At 57.5% G+C, this 18,692-nt stretch carries 19 protein-coding genes; 13 read left to right on the top strand and 6 right to left on the bottom strand.

The genetic code is table 11. The annotated features are described in order from the left end of the window. Positions 1-8: 8 nt before the first annotated feature. Positions 9-653, top strand: coding sequence for an MBL fold metallo-hydrolase (locus AC3IUE_RS27170; protein WP_056740859.1), 645 nt, complete (start codon positions 9-11; stop codon positions 651-653). Between the two features lie 116 nt (positions 654-769). Further along, positions 770-1,489, top strand: a complete 720-nt coding sequence (locus tag AC3IUE_RS27165) for a YiaD family glycine zipper/OmpA-like lipoprotein (RefSeq protein ID WP_489264279.1) — start codon at positions 770-772, stop codon at positions 1,487-1,489. Positions 1,490-1,757: 268 nt separating this feature from the next. Here AC3IUE_RS27165 and AC3IUE_RS27160 read toward each other — a convergent pair whose 3' ends face one another. Next, the gene (locus AC3IUE_RS27160) at positions 1,758-2,192 is read right to left on the bottom strand and encodes a Z-ring associated ZapG family protein (protein ID WP_046053408.1); all 435 of its coding nucleotides are present in this window, start codon (positions 2,190-2,192) and stop codon (positions 1,758-1,760) included. Between the two features lie 144 nt (positions 2,193-2,336). Between AC3IUE_RS27160 and AC3IUE_RS27155 the strand changes: the two genes are divergently transcribed. The 3 genes from AC3IUE_RS27155 (at position 2,337) to zapE (ending at position 5,547) form a co-directional block, all read left to right on the top strand. Next, entirely contained in the window at positions 2,337-2,981 is a 645-nt protein-coding gene (locus AC3IUE_RS27155) for an alpha/beta hydrolase (RefSeq protein WP_489264278.1), read from the top strand. 24 nt (positions 2,982-3,005) lie between these two features. Next, on the top strand, positions 3,006-4,361 hold the full coding sequence (locus AC3IUE_RS27150; RefSeq protein WP_056740883.1) for a tryptophan--tRNA ligase: 1,356 nt from the start codon (positions 3,006-3,008) through the stop codon (positions 4,359-4,361). 91 nt (positions 4,362-4,452) lie between these two features. After that, positions 4,453-5,547: a cell division protein ZapE gene (gene zapE, locus AC3IUE_RS27145; protein WP_008155962.1), complete on the top strand. Its 1,095-nt coding sequence runs from the start codon at positions 4,453-4,455 to the stop codon at positions 5,545-5,547. Between the two features lie 66 nt (positions 5,548-5,613). Here zapE and AC3IUE_RS27140 read toward each other — a convergent pair whose 3' ends face one another. The 4 genes from AC3IUE_RS27140 to AC3IUE_RS27125 form a co-directional block, all read right to left on the bottom strand. After that, entirely contained in the window at positions 5,614-6,822 is a 1,209-nt protein-coding gene (locus tag AC3IUE_RS27140; protein WP_489264277.1) for a hypothetical protein, read from the bottom strand. Between the two features lie 15 nt (positions 6,823-6,837). Next, a complete protein-coding gene (locus AC3IUE_RS27135; protein ID WP_489264276.1) occupies positions 6,838-7,725 on the bottom strand; it encodes a nitrilase family protein in 888 nt (295 codons plus the stop codon). A gap of 238 nt (positions 7,726-7,963) precedes the next feature. Further along, positions 7,964-9,901: a flavin monoamine oxidase family protein gene (locus AC3IUE_RS27130; RefSeq protein WP_489264275.1), complete on the bottom strand. Its 1,938-nt coding sequence runs from the start codon at positions 9,899-9,901 to the stop codon at positions 7,964-7,966. 224 nt (positions 9,902-10,125) lie between these two features. After that, positions 10,126-11,022: a GlxA family transcriptional regulator gene (locus AC3IUE_RS27125; protein ID WP_177338842.1), complete on the bottom strand. Its 897-nt coding sequence runs from the start codon at positions 11,020-11,022 to the stop codon at positions 10,126-10,128. Positions 11,023-11,266: 244 nt separating this feature from the next. On the opposite strand from AC3IUE_RS27125, the gene AC3IUE_RS27120 reads away from it, so the two are divergent. After that, positions 11,267-12,403, top strand: a complete 1,137-nt coding sequence (locus AC3IUE_RS27120) for an acyl-CoA dehydrogenase family protein (protein ID WP_489264274.1) — start codon at positions 11,267-11,269, stop codon at positions 12,401-12,403. Positions 12,404-12,508: 105 nt separating this feature from the next. Here the strand turns inward: AC3IUE_RS27120 and AC3IUE_RS27115 are convergent, their stop codons facing one another. After that, entirely contained in the window at positions 12,509-13,549 is a 1,041-nt protein-coding gene (locus AC3IUE_RS27115) for an NADP(H)-dependent aldo-keto reductase (RefSeq protein WP_095130461.1), read from the bottom strand. Positions 13,550-13,794: 245 nt separating this feature from the next. On the opposite strand from AC3IUE_RS27115, the gene rplM reads away from it, so the two are divergent. The 7 genes from rplM to AC3IUE_RS27080 all read left to right on the top strand — a co-directional run bounded on the left by rplM (position 13,795) and on the right by AC3IUE_RS27080 (position 18,680). Further along, complete coding sequence (gene rplM, locus AC3IUE_RS27110; RefSeq protein WP_046048262.1) at positions 13,795-14,223, top strand: 50S ribosomal protein L13; 429 nt, start codon at positions 13,795-13,797, stop codon at positions 14,221-14,223. Between the two features lie 14 nt (positions 14,224-14,237). Further along, on the top strand, positions 14,238-14,630 hold the full coding sequence (rpsI, locus tag AC3IUE_RS27105) for a 30S ribosomal protein S9 (RefSeq protein WP_003216038.1): 393 nt from the start codon (positions 14,238-14,240) through the stop codon (positions 14,628-14,630). 267 nt (positions 14,631-14,897) lie between these two features. Then, on the top strand, positions 14,898-15,491 hold the full coding sequence (petA, locus tag AC3IUE_RS27100) for a ubiquinol-cytochrome c reductase iron-sulfur subunit (RefSeq protein WP_033061319.1): 594 nt from the start codon (positions 14,898-14,900) through the stop codon (positions 15,489-15,491). Further along, positions 15,491-16,702 carry a cytochrome b gene (locus tag AC3IUE_RS27095; protein WP_046048261.1) on the top strand — a complete coding sequence of 404 codons (1,212 nt, stop codon included), beginning with the start codon at positions 15,491-15,493 and terminating at the stop codon, positions 16,700-16,702. Before petA ends, AC3IUE_RS27095 begins: the two co-directional genes overlap by 1 nt. Beyond that, a complete protein-coding gene (locus tag AC3IUE_RS27090) occupies positions 16,702-17,484 on the top strand; it encodes a cytochrome c1 (RefSeq protein WP_056740900.1) in 783 nt (260 codons plus the stop codon). Before AC3IUE_RS27095 ends, AC3IUE_RS27090 begins: the two co-directional genes overlap by 1 nt. A 148-nt stretch (positions 17,485-17,632) precedes the next feature. Further along, positions 17,633-18,250: a glutathione S-transferase N-terminal domain-containing protein gene (locus AC3IUE_RS27085; protein ID WP_008155978.1), complete on the top strand. Its 618-nt coding sequence runs from the start codon at positions 17,633-17,635 to the stop codon at positions 18,248-18,250. Between the two features lie 16 nt (positions 18,251-18,266). Beyond that, positions 18,267-18,680, top strand: a complete 414-nt coding sequence (locus AC3IUE_RS27080) for a ClpXP protease specificity-enhancing factor (protein WP_008155980.1) — start codon at positions 18,267-18,269, stop codon at positions 18,678-18,680. The last annotated feature ends 12 nt before the right edge of the window (positions 18,681-18,692 follow it).

Here is an 18,692-nt window from a genome sequence, read left to right as displayed (position 1 = left end):
TTAAACCCATGCAAACCCCGAATACAGCCCTCATCCGCGAAACCTTTCCCGTCGGCCCGTTGCAGTGCAACTGCACGATCATCGGCGATCCGATCACCAAAAAGGCCATCGTGGTCGATCCGGGCGGTAATCACGAACTGATCCTCGCGCGGCTCGACGCACTGGGCTTGAAGGTGGTGAGCATCATTCATACTCATGCGCACCTAGATCACTTCCTGGCTTCCGGTCAGTTGAAGGAGAAAACCGGCGCAACCCTGCATTTGCATAAAGAAGATCAATTCCTCTGGGACAACCTGGAGATGCAGTGCCAGATGTTCGGTGTGCCCTACACGCCGGTGCCGTCGCCGGATCGCTGGTTGGCCGATGATGAAGAACTGGCCTGCGGCTGTGGCGTGGCGTTGCACACGCCGGGTCATACGCCGGGCTCCATGAGCTTTTGGTTTTCAGAGGCTAAGCTGCTGATTGCCGGTGACACGTTGTTTCGTCGCGGGGTAGGGCGCACGGATTTGTGGGGTGGCGATCAGGCGACCATCGTGCGGTCGATCAAGCAGCGGCTGTACACCCTCGACGAAGAGGCGACGGTGGTGACCGGGCACGGTCCGGACACACGTCTGGGCGATGAAATGCGCGAGAACCCTTTTGTGCGGGCGTGATTTCTAACGTTGTGAGGGGCGTGGTGGAATTATTTTCATCCGCTATGATCCAACGCCCGCAAAGGTTTAATGCCTTAGTCCGTTGCACCACAGAATGCAAAAAGTAGGAGCTCTTCATGTTCACCAAGCAGCGTTTGATTATTGTCGCTACGGCTGTGGCCTTGCTGTCTGGCTGCGCCTCGCCTAACCCTTACGACAACCAGGGCCAGGCCGACAGTGGTTCCACGGGCATGAGCAAAACCGCTAAATACGGTGGCCTCGGCGCTCTGGCCGGTGCTTTGGCCGGTGCCGCCATCAGTCACGATAACCGTGGCAAGGGCGCGCTGATTGGCGCTGCGGTGGTAGGTGCTTCCGCCGCCGGTTACGGTTATTACGCCGATCAGCAAGAGAAAAAGCTGCGCGCCAGCATGGCCAACACCGGGGTGGAAGTGCAGCGCGAGGGTGATCAGATCAAATTGATCATGCCGGGTAACATCACCTTCGCCACCGATTCGGCGAACATCGCGTCGGGCTTCTATCAGCCGCTGAACAATCTGGCGGGCTCGCTCAAGGAATTCAGCCAGAACCAGATCGAGATCGTCGGCTACACCGACAGCACCGGCAGCCGCCAGCACAACATGGACCTGTCCCAGCGTCGCGCCCAGAGCGTGGCGACTTACCTGACGTCGCAGGGCGTGAGCGGTGCCAACCTGTCGGCTCGCGGTGCCGGGCCGGATAGCCCGATTGCCAGCAACGGTGACGTCAATGGCCGGGCGCAGAACCGTCGGGTCGAGGTCAACCTGAAGGCGATTCCGGGTCAGCAGTATGGCGGCCAGCAGCAAGGCACTGTTCAGTAGTATCCATAATCGTCTGACTGAACCCCAGGCGTAAAAAAGCCCGCCCGATCCTCAACAGATCGGGCGGGCTTTTTTGTATCGACAGCTCTGGCCCCATCGTCGGAACGCCGCCCGGAGCAAGCTCGCTCCCACATTTGGAATGCGTTCCCCTGTGGGAGCGAGCTTGCTCGCGATGGGGCCAGAGCAGGCAACAAAAAAAACCATCAGCAATAAAAAAGCCCCCGGACAATCACTCATCCGGAGGCTTTTTGTATCGCACGAAACCTGATTACTTCTTCAGGCCGTAATGCTCATCGAGCATGCCCGGCGCGTTCGGGGCTTTGGGAGCGTAGTCGCGAGGCGGCTCCTGATTGCGCGGCGGCGTCAGGCGTTCCCGTGGGGCGGCTGCCGCATCGGCGTGCAGCGAGGCCAGCAGGCGTTGGCGGGTTTGCTCGTCCAGGGCCAGGCGGTTGGCACCCTCGGCGAGATGATCCTGCACTTCCTGATAGCTCGCAGTCAGTTTCTTGACCAGGGTTGCAGTGCTGTTGAAGTGGGTAACCACCTCGTTCTGATAACTGTCGAAACGTTCCTGAATGTCATCCAGCTGACGTTGTGTGCTGCTAGGCGCGGCATTCGGCACCAGGCGAGCGATCAGGAAACCAATGGCGACACCCACAACCAGGGCAAGAGTCGGCAACAACCAAACTAAGAGCGAGTGTTCCACGAGTCCTTCCTCTATAAACGGCTTTGCTTTACGTTAACGGCTCGAACCTGCGCTGTATACCGCGATTCACTCGCAATAGATTGGCACAGACAATTTGCTAGACGAGTCGACCCGATTCGAGGTCACGGAGTTCCTTCCTTGCTTATGCGCGAAACCCCTGTAGTGATTGATGGCCCGGTCGGCCAACTGGAAGCCCTGTATTTGGAAAACAAGGGCCTGGACAATGAGCAGCCACGCGGCCTGGCGCTGATCTGCCACCCGAACCCGGTGCAGGGCGGCACCATGCTCAACAAAGTGGTCTCGACCTTGCAGCGCACCGCGCGCGATGCCGGTTTGATTACTTTGCGTTTCAATTATCGCGGCGTCGGCGCCAGCGAAGGCAGCCACGACATGGGCACTGGCGAAGTCGACGATGCTCAAGCGGCCGCCGAGTGGCTGCGGGCCAAACACCCGGAATTGCCGCTGACGCTGTTCGGTTTCTCCTTCGGCGGTTTTGTTGCCGCCAGCCTCGGCGGACGCCTGGAAGCGAAGGGCGAACAGCTGAAACATTTGTTTATGGTCGCGCCCGCTGTCATGCGTCTCGGCGATCAGGATCAACTGCCGCAGCAAGGCGAACTGACCCTGATCCAGCCGGAAACCGACGAAGTCATCGACCCGCAAGCCGTCTACGACTGGTCCTCGAAACTCGAGCGTCCCCATGAGCTGCTGAAAGTGGCAGAATGCGGACACTTTTTTCATGGCAAGCTGACCGATCTCAAGGATCTGATCCTGCCGCGTCTTTCGAATTGATTGCAGTCTGACAAGCGATTACCCATGACGACTCGTACCCGTATCCTCACCGGCATCACCACCACCGGCACGCCGCACCTGGGCAACTACGCCGGCGCTATCCGTCCGGCGATCATCGCCAGCCGTGACAGCAATGCCGATTCGTTCTACTTCCTGGCCGACTACCACGCCCTGATCAAATGCGATGACCCGCTGCGCATCCAGCGCTCGCGTCTGGAAATCGCCGCGACCTGGCTGGCCGGTGGCCTGGATGTGGACCGCGTAACCTTCTATCGCCAATCCGACATCCCGGAAATCCCAGAGCTGACCTGGCTGCTGACCTGCGTCGCCGCCAAGGGCCTGCTTAATCGCGCCCACGCCTACAAGGCTTCGGTGGACAAGAACGTCGAAACTGGCGAAGACCCGGACGCTGGCATCACCATGGGCTTGTACAGCTACCCGGTGCTGATGGCCGCGGATATTCTGATGTTCAACGCCCACAAGGTGCCGGTCGGTCGTGACCAGATCCAGCACGTGGAAATGGCCCGTGACATCGGTCAACGCTTCAACCATCTGTTTGGTCAGGGCAAAGAATTCTTCACCATGCCTGAAGCGCTGATCGAAGAAAGCGTTGCCACGCTGCCAGGCCTCGACGGTCGCAAGATGTCGAAGAGCTACGACAACACCATTCCGTTGTTCAGCAGCGCCAAGGAAATGAAGGACGCCATTTCGCGGATCGTTACCGACTCCCGTGCACCGGGCGAAGCGAAAGATCCGGACAACTCGCACCTGTTCACCTTGTTCCAGGCCTTCGCCACCCCGGCGCAGTCCGACGAGTTCCGCAGTGAACTGTTGCAGGGCCTGGGTTGGGGCGAGGCGAAGAATCGTCTGTTCCAGCTGCTCGACAGCGAGCTGGGCGAGTCCCGCGAGCGTTATCACCAGTTGATCGAACGCCCGGCAGACCTGGAAGACATCCTGCAGATCGGCGCCAAAAAGGCCCGCTCGGTGGCGACACCGTTCCTCCACGAACTGCGTGAAGCGGTTGGTCTGCGTTCTTTCGTCGCTCAGACCCAAGTCGCGACCACCACCAAGAAGAAAGCCGCGAAAGCCGCGCGTTTCGTCAGCTTCCGCGAAGACGACGGCAGTTTCCGCTTCCGTCTGCTGGCGGCCGACGGCGAGCAACTGCTGCTATCGCGTAACTTTGCCGACGGTAAAACCGCAGGCCAGGTGACCAAGCAACTGCAATCGGGTCAGCCATTGGACGTGCGCAACGAAGACCTGAGCTTCAGCGTCTGGCTGGAAGGCGAGTGCGTTGCCGACAGCCCGGCCTTTGCTGACAGCACCGCTCGCGATGCTGCCATCGAGACCCTGCGGGTTGCTCTGACGCCGGTTCAGGAATAAATCAGCGGCTCGACCCGACCAAGGGCCGATTGCCATTCCCACGGGCCGTCGCTACAGTGACGGCCCGTTTTTGTTGCCTTGCTAACGAATTATGACGCCCCTAGAACGATATCAAGCTGATCTGAAACGCCCGGAATTCTTTCATGACGCCGCGCAGGAAACTGCGGTGCGCCATTTGCAGCGCCTGTACGACGATCTGGTCGCGGCCTCGCACAGCAAACCGGGTCTGTTCGGCAAACTGTTTGGCAAGAAAGACGCGGCACCGGTCAAGGGTCTGTACTTCTGGGGCGGCGTCGGCCGGGGCAAGACCTATCTGGTCGACACCTTCTTCGAAGCGCTGCCGTTCAAGGAAAAGGTCCGCACTCACTTCCACCGCTTCATGAAGCGCGTGCACGAAGAGATGAAGACCCTCGGCGGCGAGAAAAACCCGCTGACCATCATCGCCAAGCGCTTCTCCGATGAAGCCCGGGTGATTTGTTTCGATGAGTTCTTCGTGTCCGACATCACCGACGCAATGATCCTCGGCACGCTGATGGAAGAGCTGTTCAAGAACGGCGTGACCCTGGTCGCGACGTCGAACATCGTGCCGGACGGTCTGTACAAGGACGGCCTGCAACGTGCGCGCTTCCTGCCGGCCATTGCGCTGATCAAGCAGAACACCGAGATCGTCAACGTCGACAGCGGCGTCGATTATCGTCTGCGTCACCTTGAGCAAGCGGAGCTGTTCCACTTCCCGCTGGATGATGCGTCCCACGAAAGCCTGCGTAAGAGCTTCCGCGCCCTGACGCCAGAATGCACGGCAGCCATCGAGAACGATGTGCTGATGATCGAGAACCGCGAAATCCGTGCCTTGCGCACCTGCGATGACGTGGCCTGGTTCGACTTCCGCGAACTCTGCGACGGCCCGCGCAGCCAGAACGACTACATCGAACTGGGCAAGATCTTCCATGCCGTGTTGCTCAGCGGTGTCGAGCAGATGAGCGTCACCACCGACGACATCGCCCGACGCTTTATCAACATGGTCGACGAGTTCTACGACCGTAACGTGAAGCTGATCATTTCCGCTGAAGTCGAGCTCAAAGACCTCTACACCGGCGGTCGCCTGAACTTTGAGTTCCAGCGCACCCTGAGTCGTCTGCTGGAAATGCAGTCTCACGAATTCCTGTCCCGGGCGCACAAGCCGTAGGACATTTCGGTAAATGAGAAAGGCCTGCATTGCAGGCCTTTTTTGTGCGCCCAGTCGCGACGTTCGTCAGCTGGCTACCAGCAGTCCAATAAACGGAATGATCAGCAACGTGCTGATGGCCATGGCCAGTACATTGCCGATGAAACCGTGCATGTCGGCCGGCAACCGCTTGGCAATCGCGCAGGCCAGGGGTGGCGCAATCAATGCCCCCAGCAGCGCGCTTGAGGCGATGACCTGCCAGCTGCCGCCGTACGTCAGAACGGCCGCCGGTACGACTGACACCAACGGAACGTAGGTGGGATACCAGCCGCGCAATATCCATTGCTGACGCCAGATCACTACGCCTAACGCCGAGGTCAACGCTTGCGCGGCGATCAGTTGGGGCAGCAAGCCCGTGCCATACACCGGGCTTGTGGGGTTCAAGGTGTAAGCCATCAAGGCGCCGGCGATCAAACCGAGACTGGCCCATTCATTGCCAAAGAACGGCGCTTCCGAAAAGTCGGCCAACACCCGGCGCAGGCTCCACACGACACCATAATCGGGCGTTTTGGTGATGGCGGGTGCGGGCACAGGGGGGGACGGTTTCTTGGGTGGGTCGGACTTCACCAGGCTCGGCAGGTAACGACAGAGCAGAAAAGCGCCGACGCTGGCGACCGCCATGCCCGTGACATTGCCGATCACCGCCGGCAATCCGAGGGGGTTGCAGACGTAATTGACGATCAACAAGCACATCGGAGTGACGAACACGGCGCCCATGATTGCGCCATTGATTGTGACCTTCCAGCCGCCGCCAAACATCAGCACCATCGCCGCCGGCAACGAAACAAAGGCGGCAAACGTCGGTTGCCAACTGGAGGCCGTGACCGTCCAGCCCCACAGAAGGTTGCTCAACAACAGGCCCAGCAACGAGCTGGTGACGAGCCACGGCCATAATCCGCTGCCGTAGCAAATGGTAAAACCTTGCCAGGCTTTTCCCGTTCTATTCGCCCAGTAGGCCAGGTAGGCGCCTGCAAGCAACCCGATCGAAGCGAACTCATGTTTGTAGAACGCCACCTCGCTGATGTCTCCCAAGACCCAGCGCAGCCAGGCACTGGGCTCCGGGAGGCTCGACACCATGTGACTGTAGTCTGGCCAATGGGCTGACCAGGATGTCCGGTAGGTGAATGAGAGCCAGATGATCAACAGCGTCGTGCTGAGCATCAGCCAGATGATCGCCCTATCCAGCCGCGACCTGGCGGCAAGCCGGTTTTGCGGTTTTTCGTTTGTGGTTTCCATCAGTCATTCCCCTTATCAGCGCGGCAGACAAGGGTGCTGGGTGTAACCGAGCATTTGATCGTAGAGATCGGTGCGACGATCGCGATGCAGATCGTTCAGGTTGTTCCAGATGGGCGCGCTGCGGGAGCTGGTCAGGTCGATGTCGGCAAACAGGATTTCCTGCTTGTCCGCTGAGGCCACCTGGCCAATCGGCCAGCCGTTGGTGCCCGCGATCAGCGAGCAGCCCAGGTAACGTGCACCTCGCTCTTCGCCGATCCGGCTCGCCGCCGCAATAAACACATTGTTGACGTGAGCCGCCGTCATGGTCAGGTACGACGCCATGCACTTGCCGGCGTCATCGAACAGCGGCGGAGGCGTCCACACCCAGTTGTTCAGGCTGCAAATGATGTCCGCGCCTTGCTGACTGAGGATTCGCGGCACTTCCGGGAACCAGATATCCCAGCAGATCAACAATCCGATACGGCCAATAGGCGTATCGAATACTGGAAAGCCCTGATCTCCCGGTGTGAACCACAGCTTCTCCAGGTTCCACAAATGGGCTTTGCGATACTTGCCGATAAAACCGTCAGGCCCGACCAGAACACCGGTGTTGAACAGCCGCATGCCATCGCGCTCGGTCAAGCCTGCCACCAGGTAAACCTTGTACTGGCGGGCGAAGTCCACCCAGATTTGCACACTCGGCCCGTCGGGAATCACCTCCGAATGGTCGAACGCGTCTTGCCGATTGCTGAAGAAATAACCTGTGCTGCAAAGCTCGGGCAGCACGATGAGATTGGCACCGCCGTTTACCGCTTCCAGGGCCAACTCCAGGCCATGACGCAGATTACCTGCACGTTTCTCTTTGCCGACTTGTGGGTCGAATTGCACGACTGCTACACGAACAGGACTTGTTGGCTCGCTCATTCTCGATGACCTCTTTTTTATTGTTATTCACGCTGTTTAGTTGCGTGTTTATAAGAGTTGAAATGGCATTTTTGCGTAAGTCAGCGGCTTCCGTTTGAGCTGTAGTCCGCGTCCGAAGATCGCGCAGGGCAGAGCGCCCGAATTCTTCTGCCGGGGCGCAAGGTGGCGTAATAGAGCGGTTACGCAGAGACAGAACCAACGCGCAGGGCGCATTGGTTCTGGGCGATGGAGCCGGATGTCAATTGCGGATGCGGTAGTGCGGGTAGTCGCTCATGCAGAATCCGCCGTTGAATACCGCTGCGGTTTTATTGCAGATATGAATCACGGCATCCACGGCGCCGCGAAAGCACGGCTCTGTCCAGCCGGCATCGACTGAAAACGATTCGCCGGAAAAATACAGACCGGAAACAGGCGAGAAATCCCGGTTGTACTTCATCAGGCTCACCGCGTCGTAATAAGTGCCGGGCCTGTATAACTTTGCGCAGCCCAAAGCGTTTCTGTCCGTCATCCAGCGTTGGACCACGGCATGTTCAGTTTTAATGTAGGGAGAGATCTTCTGCTGGATATTGACGGAATTCATCAGTATCCGGTCGAGTTCCTCTACGCACTTCGCCACCAGTTCCTGGTCGTTAAACAGCGCCAGTTTGGTGGCGTCATCCTCCCATGTGTAACTTAGTAATATGCAGTCGTATGGATAATTCTCGTTATAGCGATAGCTGTATACGTCATGAATGAAACTGTCGGTCACAATGGCGTGGGGGATTCGGGTTTTGCTTGAAAGGAATGATTTGCTTAAGGGGGCGTACACTTTGCAACTTGTTTCCCAGTGTGCCGTTTTGTAAGCGTTGATCATCGCGAATGGCAGCATCTGCTGATTGAAGTTTTCGAGCCGGATACCTGTTTCGATCAACCATGAAGGCAAGGTCATGATGACGGCGTCAAAGTCATCGAACAGTTCCTGCGATTGACAGGGCTGGCTGAATTTCCATGTGTAGTAGACGCGTACTTTTTGATCGTCCAGCTTCTTCAGTTTGTTGACGGATGAATCGGTGAAAAATCCGTCGCCTCTTTCAAGACAATGTTCGTAGAACGATTTGTGCGCGCTGTCGGTGTTCATGAACAGCAGGCATTCGTCCAGCGCCGCGAGGCCGATGTAGCGCGGGCTGTCGAAAGGCAGGCCCTTCGCATCGAGAACGGCGTCGCTGTGCAAGTAAGGCGCGGGAAGCGGTTCGCCGCACGAATCGACCCGACCGTGAACCAGTTGCAGGCGACTGCTGAATCCGAAAATGGCGGTACGCAGTGGGTAGAGCGCGCACACGTCATAAAAAGCGCCCCAGCTACCATCGCCGATGCCAATCGAATAGAACAGGGTGGATTCGTGCGAGGTCATTCCGACTCCGCCGAAATCTCCTGGTTTGTCCTTGTTCCAGGTTTCCAGCACCGGCATGCAGACCAGGTCGCGAAACGAAACACGCTCGTACCTGTCGACGATGGCCGCCCAGACGGCTTCCCACTCCTGCGTGGCGTAGATCAGCGCAATCTGGCGAGTCATCCTGGCGGCAAAGGCCTTCCACTTGGCATAAACCGTTTGCAGCGCCTCGTCGGGTGGAGGCGTCAAGCCGTCTTCATTCGTCCAGATCAACATGTGCGGATTCGCGCGACCACCCAGGCTGCCTTCCTGAAGATAAATGCCTGTCGAACTCACCCACTGACTTCCCGGATTGGGGAAGTCAGATAGCGCCAGGTCAAATGCCTTGGCGTAGTAAGCCATCAGCGATCGACCCTCTTTGGGTGGCTCGTTTTCTCTATTGAAAAATGGAAGACGCATGGCGCCCATCTCGAAAGGTGTATGACTTTCTTTTATTGGATGGCTGCCATGGACGGTCAGGTGCCTGCCGCCAATGCGTGTCGATTGTTCTATCAGTGTCACGTCGGTAAAACCGCAACGATAAAGTTCTCGAGCGGCAGTGAGTCCGGTAACGCCTGCGCCAATGATGCATATTTTATGGGTGGGATCAGTTGCCTTTGCTACGCCGTGTTCCTGCTCAATTAACGCTCGGTAGTCAAAGCATAAGTCCGGCGGATTTGGGAATCGGCCTGACCATTTATTTTTAGCCTGGAGATTTTCGGTCTTGTCGTTAAATGAGAGAAACTGGGAACTTGTTTCTGTGGTCATTGTTGATCTTCCCTGAAGTGCAGTTCAGCTGGCGGGAAGACTATATTGGGGTTCTCAGTAAGCGGCTCGCAAGCGTACAAAGGACTTGTTCGGTGCTCTGCATTCCGTTTTTCATGTAAGGGAAATAATCACGCGAACGTTATCTTTAAACACTGTTGGTGTTTGCAGTTTAATTCTGAAACAGGCGCCGCTTGGCAATTCCGTGGCGGCGCCTATATCAACAGTTATGCAGCCTGTTGAAACTGCTGCCGATACTGGTTCGGCGACAGCTCGGTGTGCTGGCGGAACAGCCGAGCGAAGAAGCTCGCGTCGTCGTAACCGACTTCATAGCTGATGGTCTTGATGCTCTTGCGGCTGCCGGAGAGCAGGCCCTTGGCGGTTTCGATGCGCAGTCGTTGCAGGTAATGCAGCGGCTTGTCGCCGGTGGCGGTCTGGAAGCGCCGCATGAAATTACGGATGCTCATGCCGTGTTCGCGAGCCACGTCTTCGAAGCGGAATTTGTCGGCGAAGTGTTCTTCGAGCCAGTGCTGGATCTGCAGGATGATCACATCCTGGTGCAGCTTCTGACCGCCGAAACCGATTCGTCCTGGCGAGTAGCTGCGCTGCACTTCATAAAGAATGTCCCGCGCGACGGCCTGGGACACGTTGGCGCCGCAGAAGCGTTCGATCAGGTAAATGTAAAGGTCGCAGGCCGAGGTGGTGCCGCCCGCGCAATACAGGTTATCGGCATCGGTCAGGTGCTTGTCCTGATTGAGCTGAACCCGCGGGAAGCGTTCGGCAAACGCATTGAAGAAGCGCCAGTAAGTGGTCGCTTCCTTGCCGTCGAGCAGCCCGGCCTCGGCCAGCCAGAACACCCCGGTGGCTTCGCCGCAGAGTACTGCGCCGCGAGCATGTTGCTGACGCAGCCAGGGCAGGACCTGTGGATAACGTTGGCAAAGGGTGTCGAAATCGTCCCAGAAGGCTGGAAGGACAATGATGTCGGCGTTTTCCAGGCCGCCGTCCACCGGCATGACCACATCGCTGAAGCTGTTCACCGGTTTGCCATCGGGGCTGACCAGGCGGGTTTCGAACGCCGGAGTCAGGCCTTGGCCCAGTTGTTTGCCGTAACGCAGGCTGGCCAGGTGGAAGAAATCCTTGGCTTGCATGAGGGTGGAAGCGAAAACCCGGTCGATAGCCAGGATGCTGACGCGCCGCAAGGGCGTGGAGACTTGGTTAGACATAATTCAACTTTATTCTTATAGGGGAAAGTGGTCACCAGACGGCTGGATCGTCTTATTTTTTGTCTGATGTGTCCAGTGTCCTGTATCGGATGCGGGGCATAGTCTCTGGAGGTCAATTCCGGCTAACAATAACGACAGGTGCCGCATGATCCCCAGAACCTTGTTCAGTTCCGAGCACGAACTTTTTCGCGACAGTGTGCGAACGTTCCTCGAAAAAGAGGCCGTGCCGTTCCATGGGCAATGGGAAAAACAAGGCTATATCGATCGCAAACTCTGGAACAAGGCGGGGGAGGCGGGGATGCTGTGTTCGCATTTGCCGGAAGAGTACGGCGGCCTGGGGGCGGACTTTCTCTACAGCACAGTGGTGATCGAAGAGATCGGTCGTCTCGGCCTGACCGGTATCGGTTTTTCCCTGCATTCGGACATCGTCGCGCCGTACATCCTGCATTACGGCAGTGAAGCGCTGAAACACAAATACCTGCCGAAACTGGTGTCTGGCGAGATGGTCACGGCGATTGCCATGACCGAGCCGGGTGCCGGTTCCGACTTGCAAGGGGTGAAAACCACCGCGCTGCTCGATGGCGACGAGTATGTGATCAATGGTTCGAAGACGTTCATCACCAACGGCTTTCTCGCTGACCTGGTGATTGTCGTGGCCAAGACCGATCCGAAGGCCGGCGCGAAAGGAACCAGCCTGTTTCTGGTGGAAGCCAACACCCCAGGCTTCGCCAAGGGCAAGCGTCTGGAAAAAGTCGGCATGAAGGCTCAGGACACCTCGGAACTGTTCTTCCAGGACGTTCGGGTACCCAAGGAAAACCTGTTGGGGCAGGCCGGGATGGGCTTCGCGTACCTGATGCAAGAATTGCCTCAAGAGCGTCTTACCGTTGCCATCGGCGGGCTTGCTTCGGCTGAAGCTGCATTGCAATGGACGCTGGATTACACCCGCGAGCGCAAGGCATTCGGCAAGGCGATCGCCGACTTCCAGAACACCCGTTTCAAACTGGCGGAGATGGCGACCGAGATTCAGATCGGTCGGGTCTTCGTCGATCGCTGTCTGGAACTGCACCTGCAAGGCAAGCTCGACGTGCCGACTGCGGCGATGGCCAAGTACTGGGGCACCGACCTGCAATGCAAGGTGCTCGACGAGTGCGTGCAGTTGCACGGCGGCTACGGTTTCATGTGGGAATACCCGATCGCCCGGGCGTGGGCGGATGCGCGGGTGCAGCGGATTTATGCGGGGACCAATGAAATCATGAAGGAGATTATTGCGCGGTCGCTTTGACCTTGCGGTGATTATCAGACCGCTATCGCGAGCAGGCTCACTCCTACAGGGATTGTGCAAAACCTGTAGGAGTGAGCCTGCTCGCGATAGCGGTCTATGAATCCATCAAGGTGCAGGGTTCGGGTGATCCTTGTGGATCGCCTCGATTCCCTCCAACACTTCATCGGATAGTTTCAGCTCGAAGCTCGCTAAATTGCTTTCAAGTTGCTCCATCGTCGTCGCGCCAATGATGTTGCTGGTCACAAACGGCTGCTGAGTGACAAACGCCAACGCCATTTGCGCCGGGTCCAGGCCGTGTTCACGCGCCAGTGCCACATAACGACTGCACGCGGCTTCCGACTGCGGGTTGAAATAGCGGCTGAAGCGGCTGTAGAGGCTCAGGCGGCCTTTGGGCGGGCGCGCGCCACCTTCGTACTTGCCCGACAGGAAACCGAACGCCAGCGGCGAATAGGCGAGCAGGCCGCATTGTTCGCGGATGGCGATTTCTGCCAGACCGACTTCGAAGCTGCGGTTGAGCAGGTTGTACGGGTTCTGGATCGACACCGCACGCGGCCAGCCACGGGCTTCCGCCAGGGCGAGGAAACGCATGGTGCCCCATGGCGTTTCGTTGGACAGGCCGATGTGGCGGATCTTGCCAGCCTTGACCTGCTCGTCCAGCGCTTCGAGGGTGTCCTCCAGCGGCGTGAGGTTGGCTTCGGTCTGGTGTTTGTAACCGAGCTGACCGAAGAAATTGGTGCTGCGCTCTGGCCAATGCAGCTGGTAGAGGTCGATGTAGTCGGTCTGCAAACGCTTGAGGCTGGCATCCACGGCTTCGGTGATGTGCTGGCGGTTGTGTCGCAGGTTTTTGTCGCGGATGTAGTCGATGGTGTTGCCGGGGCCGGCGATCTTGCTGGCCAGGATCCAGTCGGCGCGATCACCGCGGCTTTTGAAGTAATTGCCGATGTAGCGCTCGGTGGTGGCGTAGGTTTCGGCCTTGGGTGGCACTGGGTACATCTCGGCAGTGTCGATGAAATTGATCCCGGCGCTCTTGGCCCGTTCAATCTGGGCGAAGGCTTCAGCCTCGCTGTTTTGCTCGCCCCAGGTCATGGTTCCTAGGCAGATGGCGCTCACGTTCAGATTGGTTCGGCCTAGCTGTCGATAGTCCATCGGGTGCTCCTTGGGCAAAACAATCATAAAAGCAGGTTGAATTATTTTTCGCAATCTGCATAATTGCGCACCTCTTTCTGCAGTGGAAGTGATGCGCCGCCGCCGAAGAATCTTGCCGTTGAACGGACGCGCCGACCCGAGCCCCCGAAAGCGTCTGTATCCGGCTGCCTTTGACTTGTCAAAGTACGCACTATTCAGTAAGATCCGCCGTCTAATTTACAGGGCGGCCCCTGAGGCTATAAAGAATGAAAACTTTTACTGCTAAACCGGAAACAGTACAGCACGACTGGTTTGTCGTCGACGCTGCAGGTCAGACCCTGGGTCGTCTGGCCACCGAAATCGCGAGCCGTCTGCGTGGCAAGCATAAAGCTGAGTACACTCCTCACGTTGACACCGGCGATTACATCGTCGTTATCAATGCCGAGCAGATTCGTGTAACCGGTGCTAAAACCACCGATAAAATCTACTACTCCCACTCCGGTTTCCCGGGCGGCATCAAGTCGATCAACTTCGAAAAGCTGATCGCTAAAGCCCCTGAGCGCGTGATCGAGACCGCGGTCAAAGGCATGCTGCCTAAGAACCCGCTGGGTCGCGACATGTATCGTAAGCTGAAAGTCTATGCGGGCGCTGTACACCCTCATACTGCTCAGCAGCCCCAAGAACTGAAGTTTTAACGGAATAGTTCATTATGTCGGCGACTCAAAATTACGGCACTGGCCGTCGCAAGACCGCAACCGCACGCGTTTTCCTGCGTCCGGGTACTGGTAACATCTCCATCAACAACCGCACCCTGGAAAATTTCTTCGGCCGCGAAACTGCCCGCATGGTAGTTCGTCAGCCGCTGGAACTGACTGAGACTGTCGAGAAATTCGACATCTACGTCACCGTGATCGGTGGTGGTGTAAGTGGTCAAGCTGGCGCAATCCGCCACGGTATCACTCGCGCACTGATGCAGTACGACGAAACCCTGCGTGGCGCTCTGCGCAAAGCTGGCTTCGTTACTCGCGATGCACGTGAAGTTGAACGTAAGAAAGTTGGTCTGCGTAAAGCGCGTAAGCGTCCGCAGTACTCGAAGCGTTAATTCGCTTTTACGTTCAAGAAGAACGCCCAGTTTCCTCGCGAAGCTGGGCGTTTTTTTATGGGCGCGATTTATCAAAGAATTGCTCTGTGACAACTTGCCACAGCCGTAGAAGCCCTATACTGCAAGGCTTGGCAGTGGAGCCCCTCGGTAATTACCTTGTCAGAATTGGGGCTTTTCATTACCATTCGGCAAAATTTTTATAAGTTCAGATTTTTACTTAGTAGACGCCTGATTTAACAGGCCACAAAGCTGATGGGAGAGGACTGAATGAGCAATGACGGCGTGAATGCAGGCCGGCGTCGCTTCTTGGTAGCAGCCACATCCGTGGTGGGTGCTGCAGGAGCGGTGGGGGCTGCGGTCCCGTTCGTGGGGTCATGGTTTCCCAGTGCCAAGGCGAAAGCCGCAGGTGCACCGGTGAAGGTGAATGTCAGCAAAATCGAGCCAGGCCAGCAGATGATTGCTGAGTGGCGCGGTCAGCCGGTGTTCATTGTCCGCCGAACCGCGGAAATCCTGGGGAATCTGAAAAAGATCGAGGGCCAGCTGTCTGACCCGACCTCCAAGAACTCGACACAACCGACCTACGTCGACCCCGAAACGCGTTCGATCAAGCCAGAGGTTCTGCTGCTGATCGGTATCTGCACGCACCTGGGTTGCTCGCCGACCTTCCGTCCAGAAGTGGCACCTGCGGATCTGGGCAAGGACTGGGTAGGTGGTTATTTCTGCCCTTGCCACGGTTCCCACTACGATCTGGCTGGCCGCGTCTACAAGTCGCAACCTGCGCCTTTGAACCTGCCAGTTCCCCCGCATTCCTATGAGACCGATGACATCATTGTCATTGGCGTCGATACGGAGAAAGCGTGATGAGCAAGTTCATGGATTGGGTTGATGCGCGCTTTCCCGCGACCAAAATGTGGGAAGACCATCTCAGCAAGTACTACGCCCCGAAGAACTTCAACTTCTTCTATTTCTTTGGCTCCCTCGCACTGCTCGTTCTGGTCAACCAGATCGTTACCGGTGTCTGGCTGACCATGAGCTACACCCCGTCGGCGGAAGAGGCATTTGCTTCTGTCGAATACATCATGCGCGACGTCGAGTACGGCTCGATCCTGCGTCTGCTGCACTCCACCGGCGCCTCGGCGTTCTTCATCGTGGTCTATCTGCACATGTTCCGTGGCTTGCTCTACGGTTCGTACCAGAAGCCGCGTGAGCTGGTGTGGGTCTTCGGCATGCTGATCTATCTGGCGCTGATGGCTGAAGCCTTCATGGGTTACCTGCTGCCGTGGGGTCAGATGTCCTACTGGGGTGCCCAGGTGATCATCTCGCTGTTCGGTGCGATCCCGGTCATCGGCAACGATCTGACTCAGTGGATCCGTGGTGACTACCTGATTTCCGGTATCACCCTGAACCGCTTCTTCGCCCTGCACGTTGTGGCGTTGCCGATCGTGATCCTCGGTCTGGTGGTGCTGCACGTTCTGGCGCTGCACGAAGTGGGGTCGAACAACCCGGACGGCGTGGACATCAAGAAATTCAAAGACGAAAACGGCGTACCGCTGGACGGCATTGCCTTCCACCCGTACTACACCGTGAAAGATATCGTCGGCGTGGTGGTGTTCCTGTTCATCTTCTGCTCGATCGTGTTCTTCTTCCCGGAAATGGGCGGCTACTTCCTCGAGAAGCCGAACTTTGAAGTGGCGAACGCCTTCAAGACGCCAGAGCACATCGCTCCGGTCTGGTACTTCACCCCGTTCTACGCGATTTTGCGGGCGATTCCGGACAAGCTCCTGGGCGTTGTTGCCATGGGTGCCTCGATTGCGTTGCTGTTTGTCCTGCCGTGGCTTGATCGGAGTCCGGTCAAGTCGATGCGCTACAAGGGCTGGCTGAGCAAAATCTGGCTCTGGGTGTTCTGCATCTCGTTCGTGATTCTTGGTTGGCTGGGTGTCATGGCGCCTACCCCTGAGCGTACGTTGCTGTCGCAGGTCTGTACTTTCCTGTACTTCGCCTACTTCATTCTGATGCCGTTCTACACCAGGCTCGAGAAGACCAAACCGGTTCCGGAAAGGGTGACTGGCTGATGAAAAAGCTATTTGCTGTACTGATTCTTGCTGCTTTGCCCGTGCTGTCCTTCGCGGCCGAACACGGTGGTCCTGAGCTCGAAAAGGTCGACATCGACGTTTCCGACAAGGCTGCCATGCAGGATGGCGCGCGTACATTCGCCAACTACTGCATGGGCTGTCACAGCGCCAAGTTCCAGCGTTACGAGCGTGTCGCCGATGACTTGGGCATTCCGCACGACCTGATGCTCTCGAAGGTGGTGTTCACCGGCGCCAAGATCGGCGACCACATGAGCATCGGCATGCAGCCGGCTGACGCCAAGACCTGGTTCGGTGCGGCGCCGCCCGACCTGACCCTGGTCGCCCGCGTTCGTGGCACTGACTGGCTCTACGGTTACCTGAAATCTTTCTACGAAGACCCATCGCGTCCTTGGGGCGTGAACAACAAGGTGTTCCCGAACGTCGGGATGCCTAACGTTCTGGTCGGCCTGCAGGGTCGTCAGGTGGTAGGCTGTAAACAAGTTCAAATCGTCGAAGACGGCAAGAAGCAATACGATCCACTGACCGGCACCGCTTTGACGCATGAAGCCTGCGATCAACTGACCGTATTGCCGAAAACCGGCACGCTGAACGAAGAGCAGTTCGACGAGAAGGTCAAGAATCTGGTGACCTTCCTGGCCTACTCGGCCAACCCGGTGAAGCTGCAGCATCAGCGCATCGGTACCTATGTGTTGCTGTACCTGGCGTTCTTCTTCGTATTCGCATACTTGCTCAAGCGTGAATACTGGAAAGACGTCCATTGATATTGCTGTAAAATTGCTGTCAATCGCGCGCGCCCAAGGGCGTCTCTGAAGGTGTAACGAGCCTGGTGATCCAGGCGTTACGGGAGGCGCCCTCTGGGCGCGTGCGTTTTTCCGTTTCCGATAATTTCAACAAGCGAGGAGGACCGCCATGGGCGTGACCAATCGGTTGGCCTGTTACTCCGACCCCGCCGACCACTATTCCCACCGAGTGCGTATCGTACTTGCAGAGAAGGGTGTCAGCGCCGAGATCATTTACGTGGAAGCTGGTCGCCAGCCGCCTAAACTGATTGAAGTGAACCCTTACGGCAGCTTGCCCACCCTGGTCGATCGTGACCTGGCGTTGTGGGAGTCGACCGTGGTGATGGAATATCTGGATGAGCGTTACCCGCACCCGCCTTTACTGCCGGTTTATCCAGTGGCGCGTGCCAACAGCCGTCTGCTGATTCATCGTATTCAGCGTGACTGGTGTGGTCTGGTGGATCTGATCCTGGATTCCCGGTCCAAGGAAGCAGCCCGTGTCGTGGCTCGTAAAGAGCTGCGCGAAAGCCTGACCGGCGTGTCGCCGCTGTTCGCCGACAAGCCGTTTTTCCTCAGTGAGGAACAAAGTCTGGTGGATTGCTGCCTATTGCCAATACTCTGGCGATTGCCGATTCTGGGTATTGAACTGCCGCGGCCTGCCAAGCCGCTGCTTGATTACATGGAGCGCTCGTTTGCGCGTGAGGCTTTCCAGGCGAGTCTGTCTGGTGTCGAACGCGATATGCGCTAAGGCTTAAGGAGCCGCTATGAACTCCAGTCGACCTTATCTGGTCCGCGCGCTCTACGAGTGGATTGTGGACAACGATTGCACCCCGCACATGCTGGTCAATTCCGAGTATCCGTCGGTGCAGGTGCCTCAGGGTTTTGCCAGTGACGGACAGATTGTCCTGAACGTATCGCCGGCAGCCGTGCGTCATCTGCACATGGACAACGAAGCGGTCAGCTTCGAAGGGCGCTTCGGTGGCGTGCCGCACACCCTGTACGTGCCTATCGCATCGATCCTGGGCATTTACGCCCGGGAGAACGGTCAGGGCATGGTGTTCGATCTGGAATCGCCTATGGAAGACGAGGAAGAGATCGAGCCGGATGACGATATTCCGCCACCCGACAGCGAGCCGCCGCGTCCCAGCGGTCGACCGAGTTTGAAGGTGGTGAAGTAATAAAAAAGGCGA

This window comes from Pseudomonas sp. GL_093, assembly GCF_057837605.1.
This window is presented reverse-complemented; position numbering and strand designations above follow the sequence as displayed.

Excerpts from the sequence above, each read along its gene's own strand:
- AC3IUE_RS27170 (WP_056740859.1), top strand. The coding sequence starts at position 9 with ATGCAAACCCCGAATACAGCCCTCATCCGCGAAACCTTTCCCGTCGGC.
- AC3IUE_RS27135 (WP_489264276.1), bottom strand. The coding sequence starts at position 7,725 with ATGAGCGAGCCAACAAGTCCTGTTCGTGTAGCAGTCGTGCAATTCGAC.
- petA (WP_033061319.1), top strand. The coding sequence starts at position 14,898 with ATGAGCAATGACGGCGTGAATGCAGGCCGGCGTCGCTTCTTGGTAGCA.
- AC3IUE_RS27115 (WP_095130461.1), bottom strand. The coding sequence starts at position 13,549 with ATGGACTATCGACAGCTAGGCCGAACCAATCTGAACGTGAGCGCCATC.
- AC3IUE_RS27165 (WP_489264279.1), top strand. The coding sequence starts at position 770 with ATGTTCACCAAGCAGCGTTTGATTATTGTCGCTACGGCTGTGGCCTTG.
- AC3IUE_RS27120 (WP_489264274.1), top strand. The coding sequence starts at position 11,267 with ATGATCCCCAGAACCTTGTTCAGTTCCGAGCACGAACTTTTTCGCGAC.
- zapE (WP_008155962.1), top strand. The coding sequence starts at position 4,453 with ATGACGCCCCTAGAACGATATCAAGCTGATCTGAAACGCCCGGAATTC.
- AC3IUE_RS27085 (WP_008155978.1), top strand. The coding sequence starts at position 17,633 with ATGGGCGTGACCAATCGGTTGGCCTGTTACTCCGACCCCGCCGACCAC.
- AC3IUE_RS27150 (WP_056740883.1), top strand. The coding sequence starts at position 3,006 with ATGACGACTCGTACCCGTATCCTCACCGGCATCACCACCACCGGCACG.
- rplM (WP_046048262.1), top strand. The coding sequence starts at position 13,795 with ATGAAAACTTTTACTGCTAAACCGGAAACAGTACAGCACGACTGGTTT.
- AC3IUE_RS27095 (WP_046048261.1), top strand. The coding sequence starts at position 15,491 with ATGAGCAAGTTCATGGATTGGGTTGATGCGCGCTTTCCCGCGACCAAA.
- rpsI (WP_003216038.1), top strand. The coding sequence starts at position 14,238 with ATGTCGGCGACTCAAAATTACGGCACTGGCCGTCGCAAGACCGCAACC.
- AC3IUE_RS27080 (WP_008155980.1), top strand. The coding sequence starts at position 18,267 with ATGAACTCCAGTCGACCTTATCTGGTCCGCGCGCTCTACGAGTGGATT.
- AC3IUE_RS27090 (WP_056740900.1), top strand. The coding sequence starts at position 16,702 with ATGAAAAAGCTATTTGCTGTACTGATTCTTGCTGCTTTGCCCGTGCTG.
- AC3IUE_RS27130 (WP_489264275.1), bottom strand. The coding sequence starts at position 9,901 with ATGACCACAGAAACAAGTTCCCAGTTTCTCTCATTTAACGACAAGACC.
- AC3IUE_RS27140 (WP_489264277.1), bottom strand. The coding sequence starts at position 6,822 with ATGGAAACCACAAACGAAAAACCGCAAAACCGGCTTGCCGCCAGGTCG.
- AC3IUE_RS27155 (WP_489264278.1), top strand. The coding sequence starts at position 2,337 with ATGCGCGAAACCCCTGTAGTGATTGATGGCCCGGTCGGCCAACTGGAA.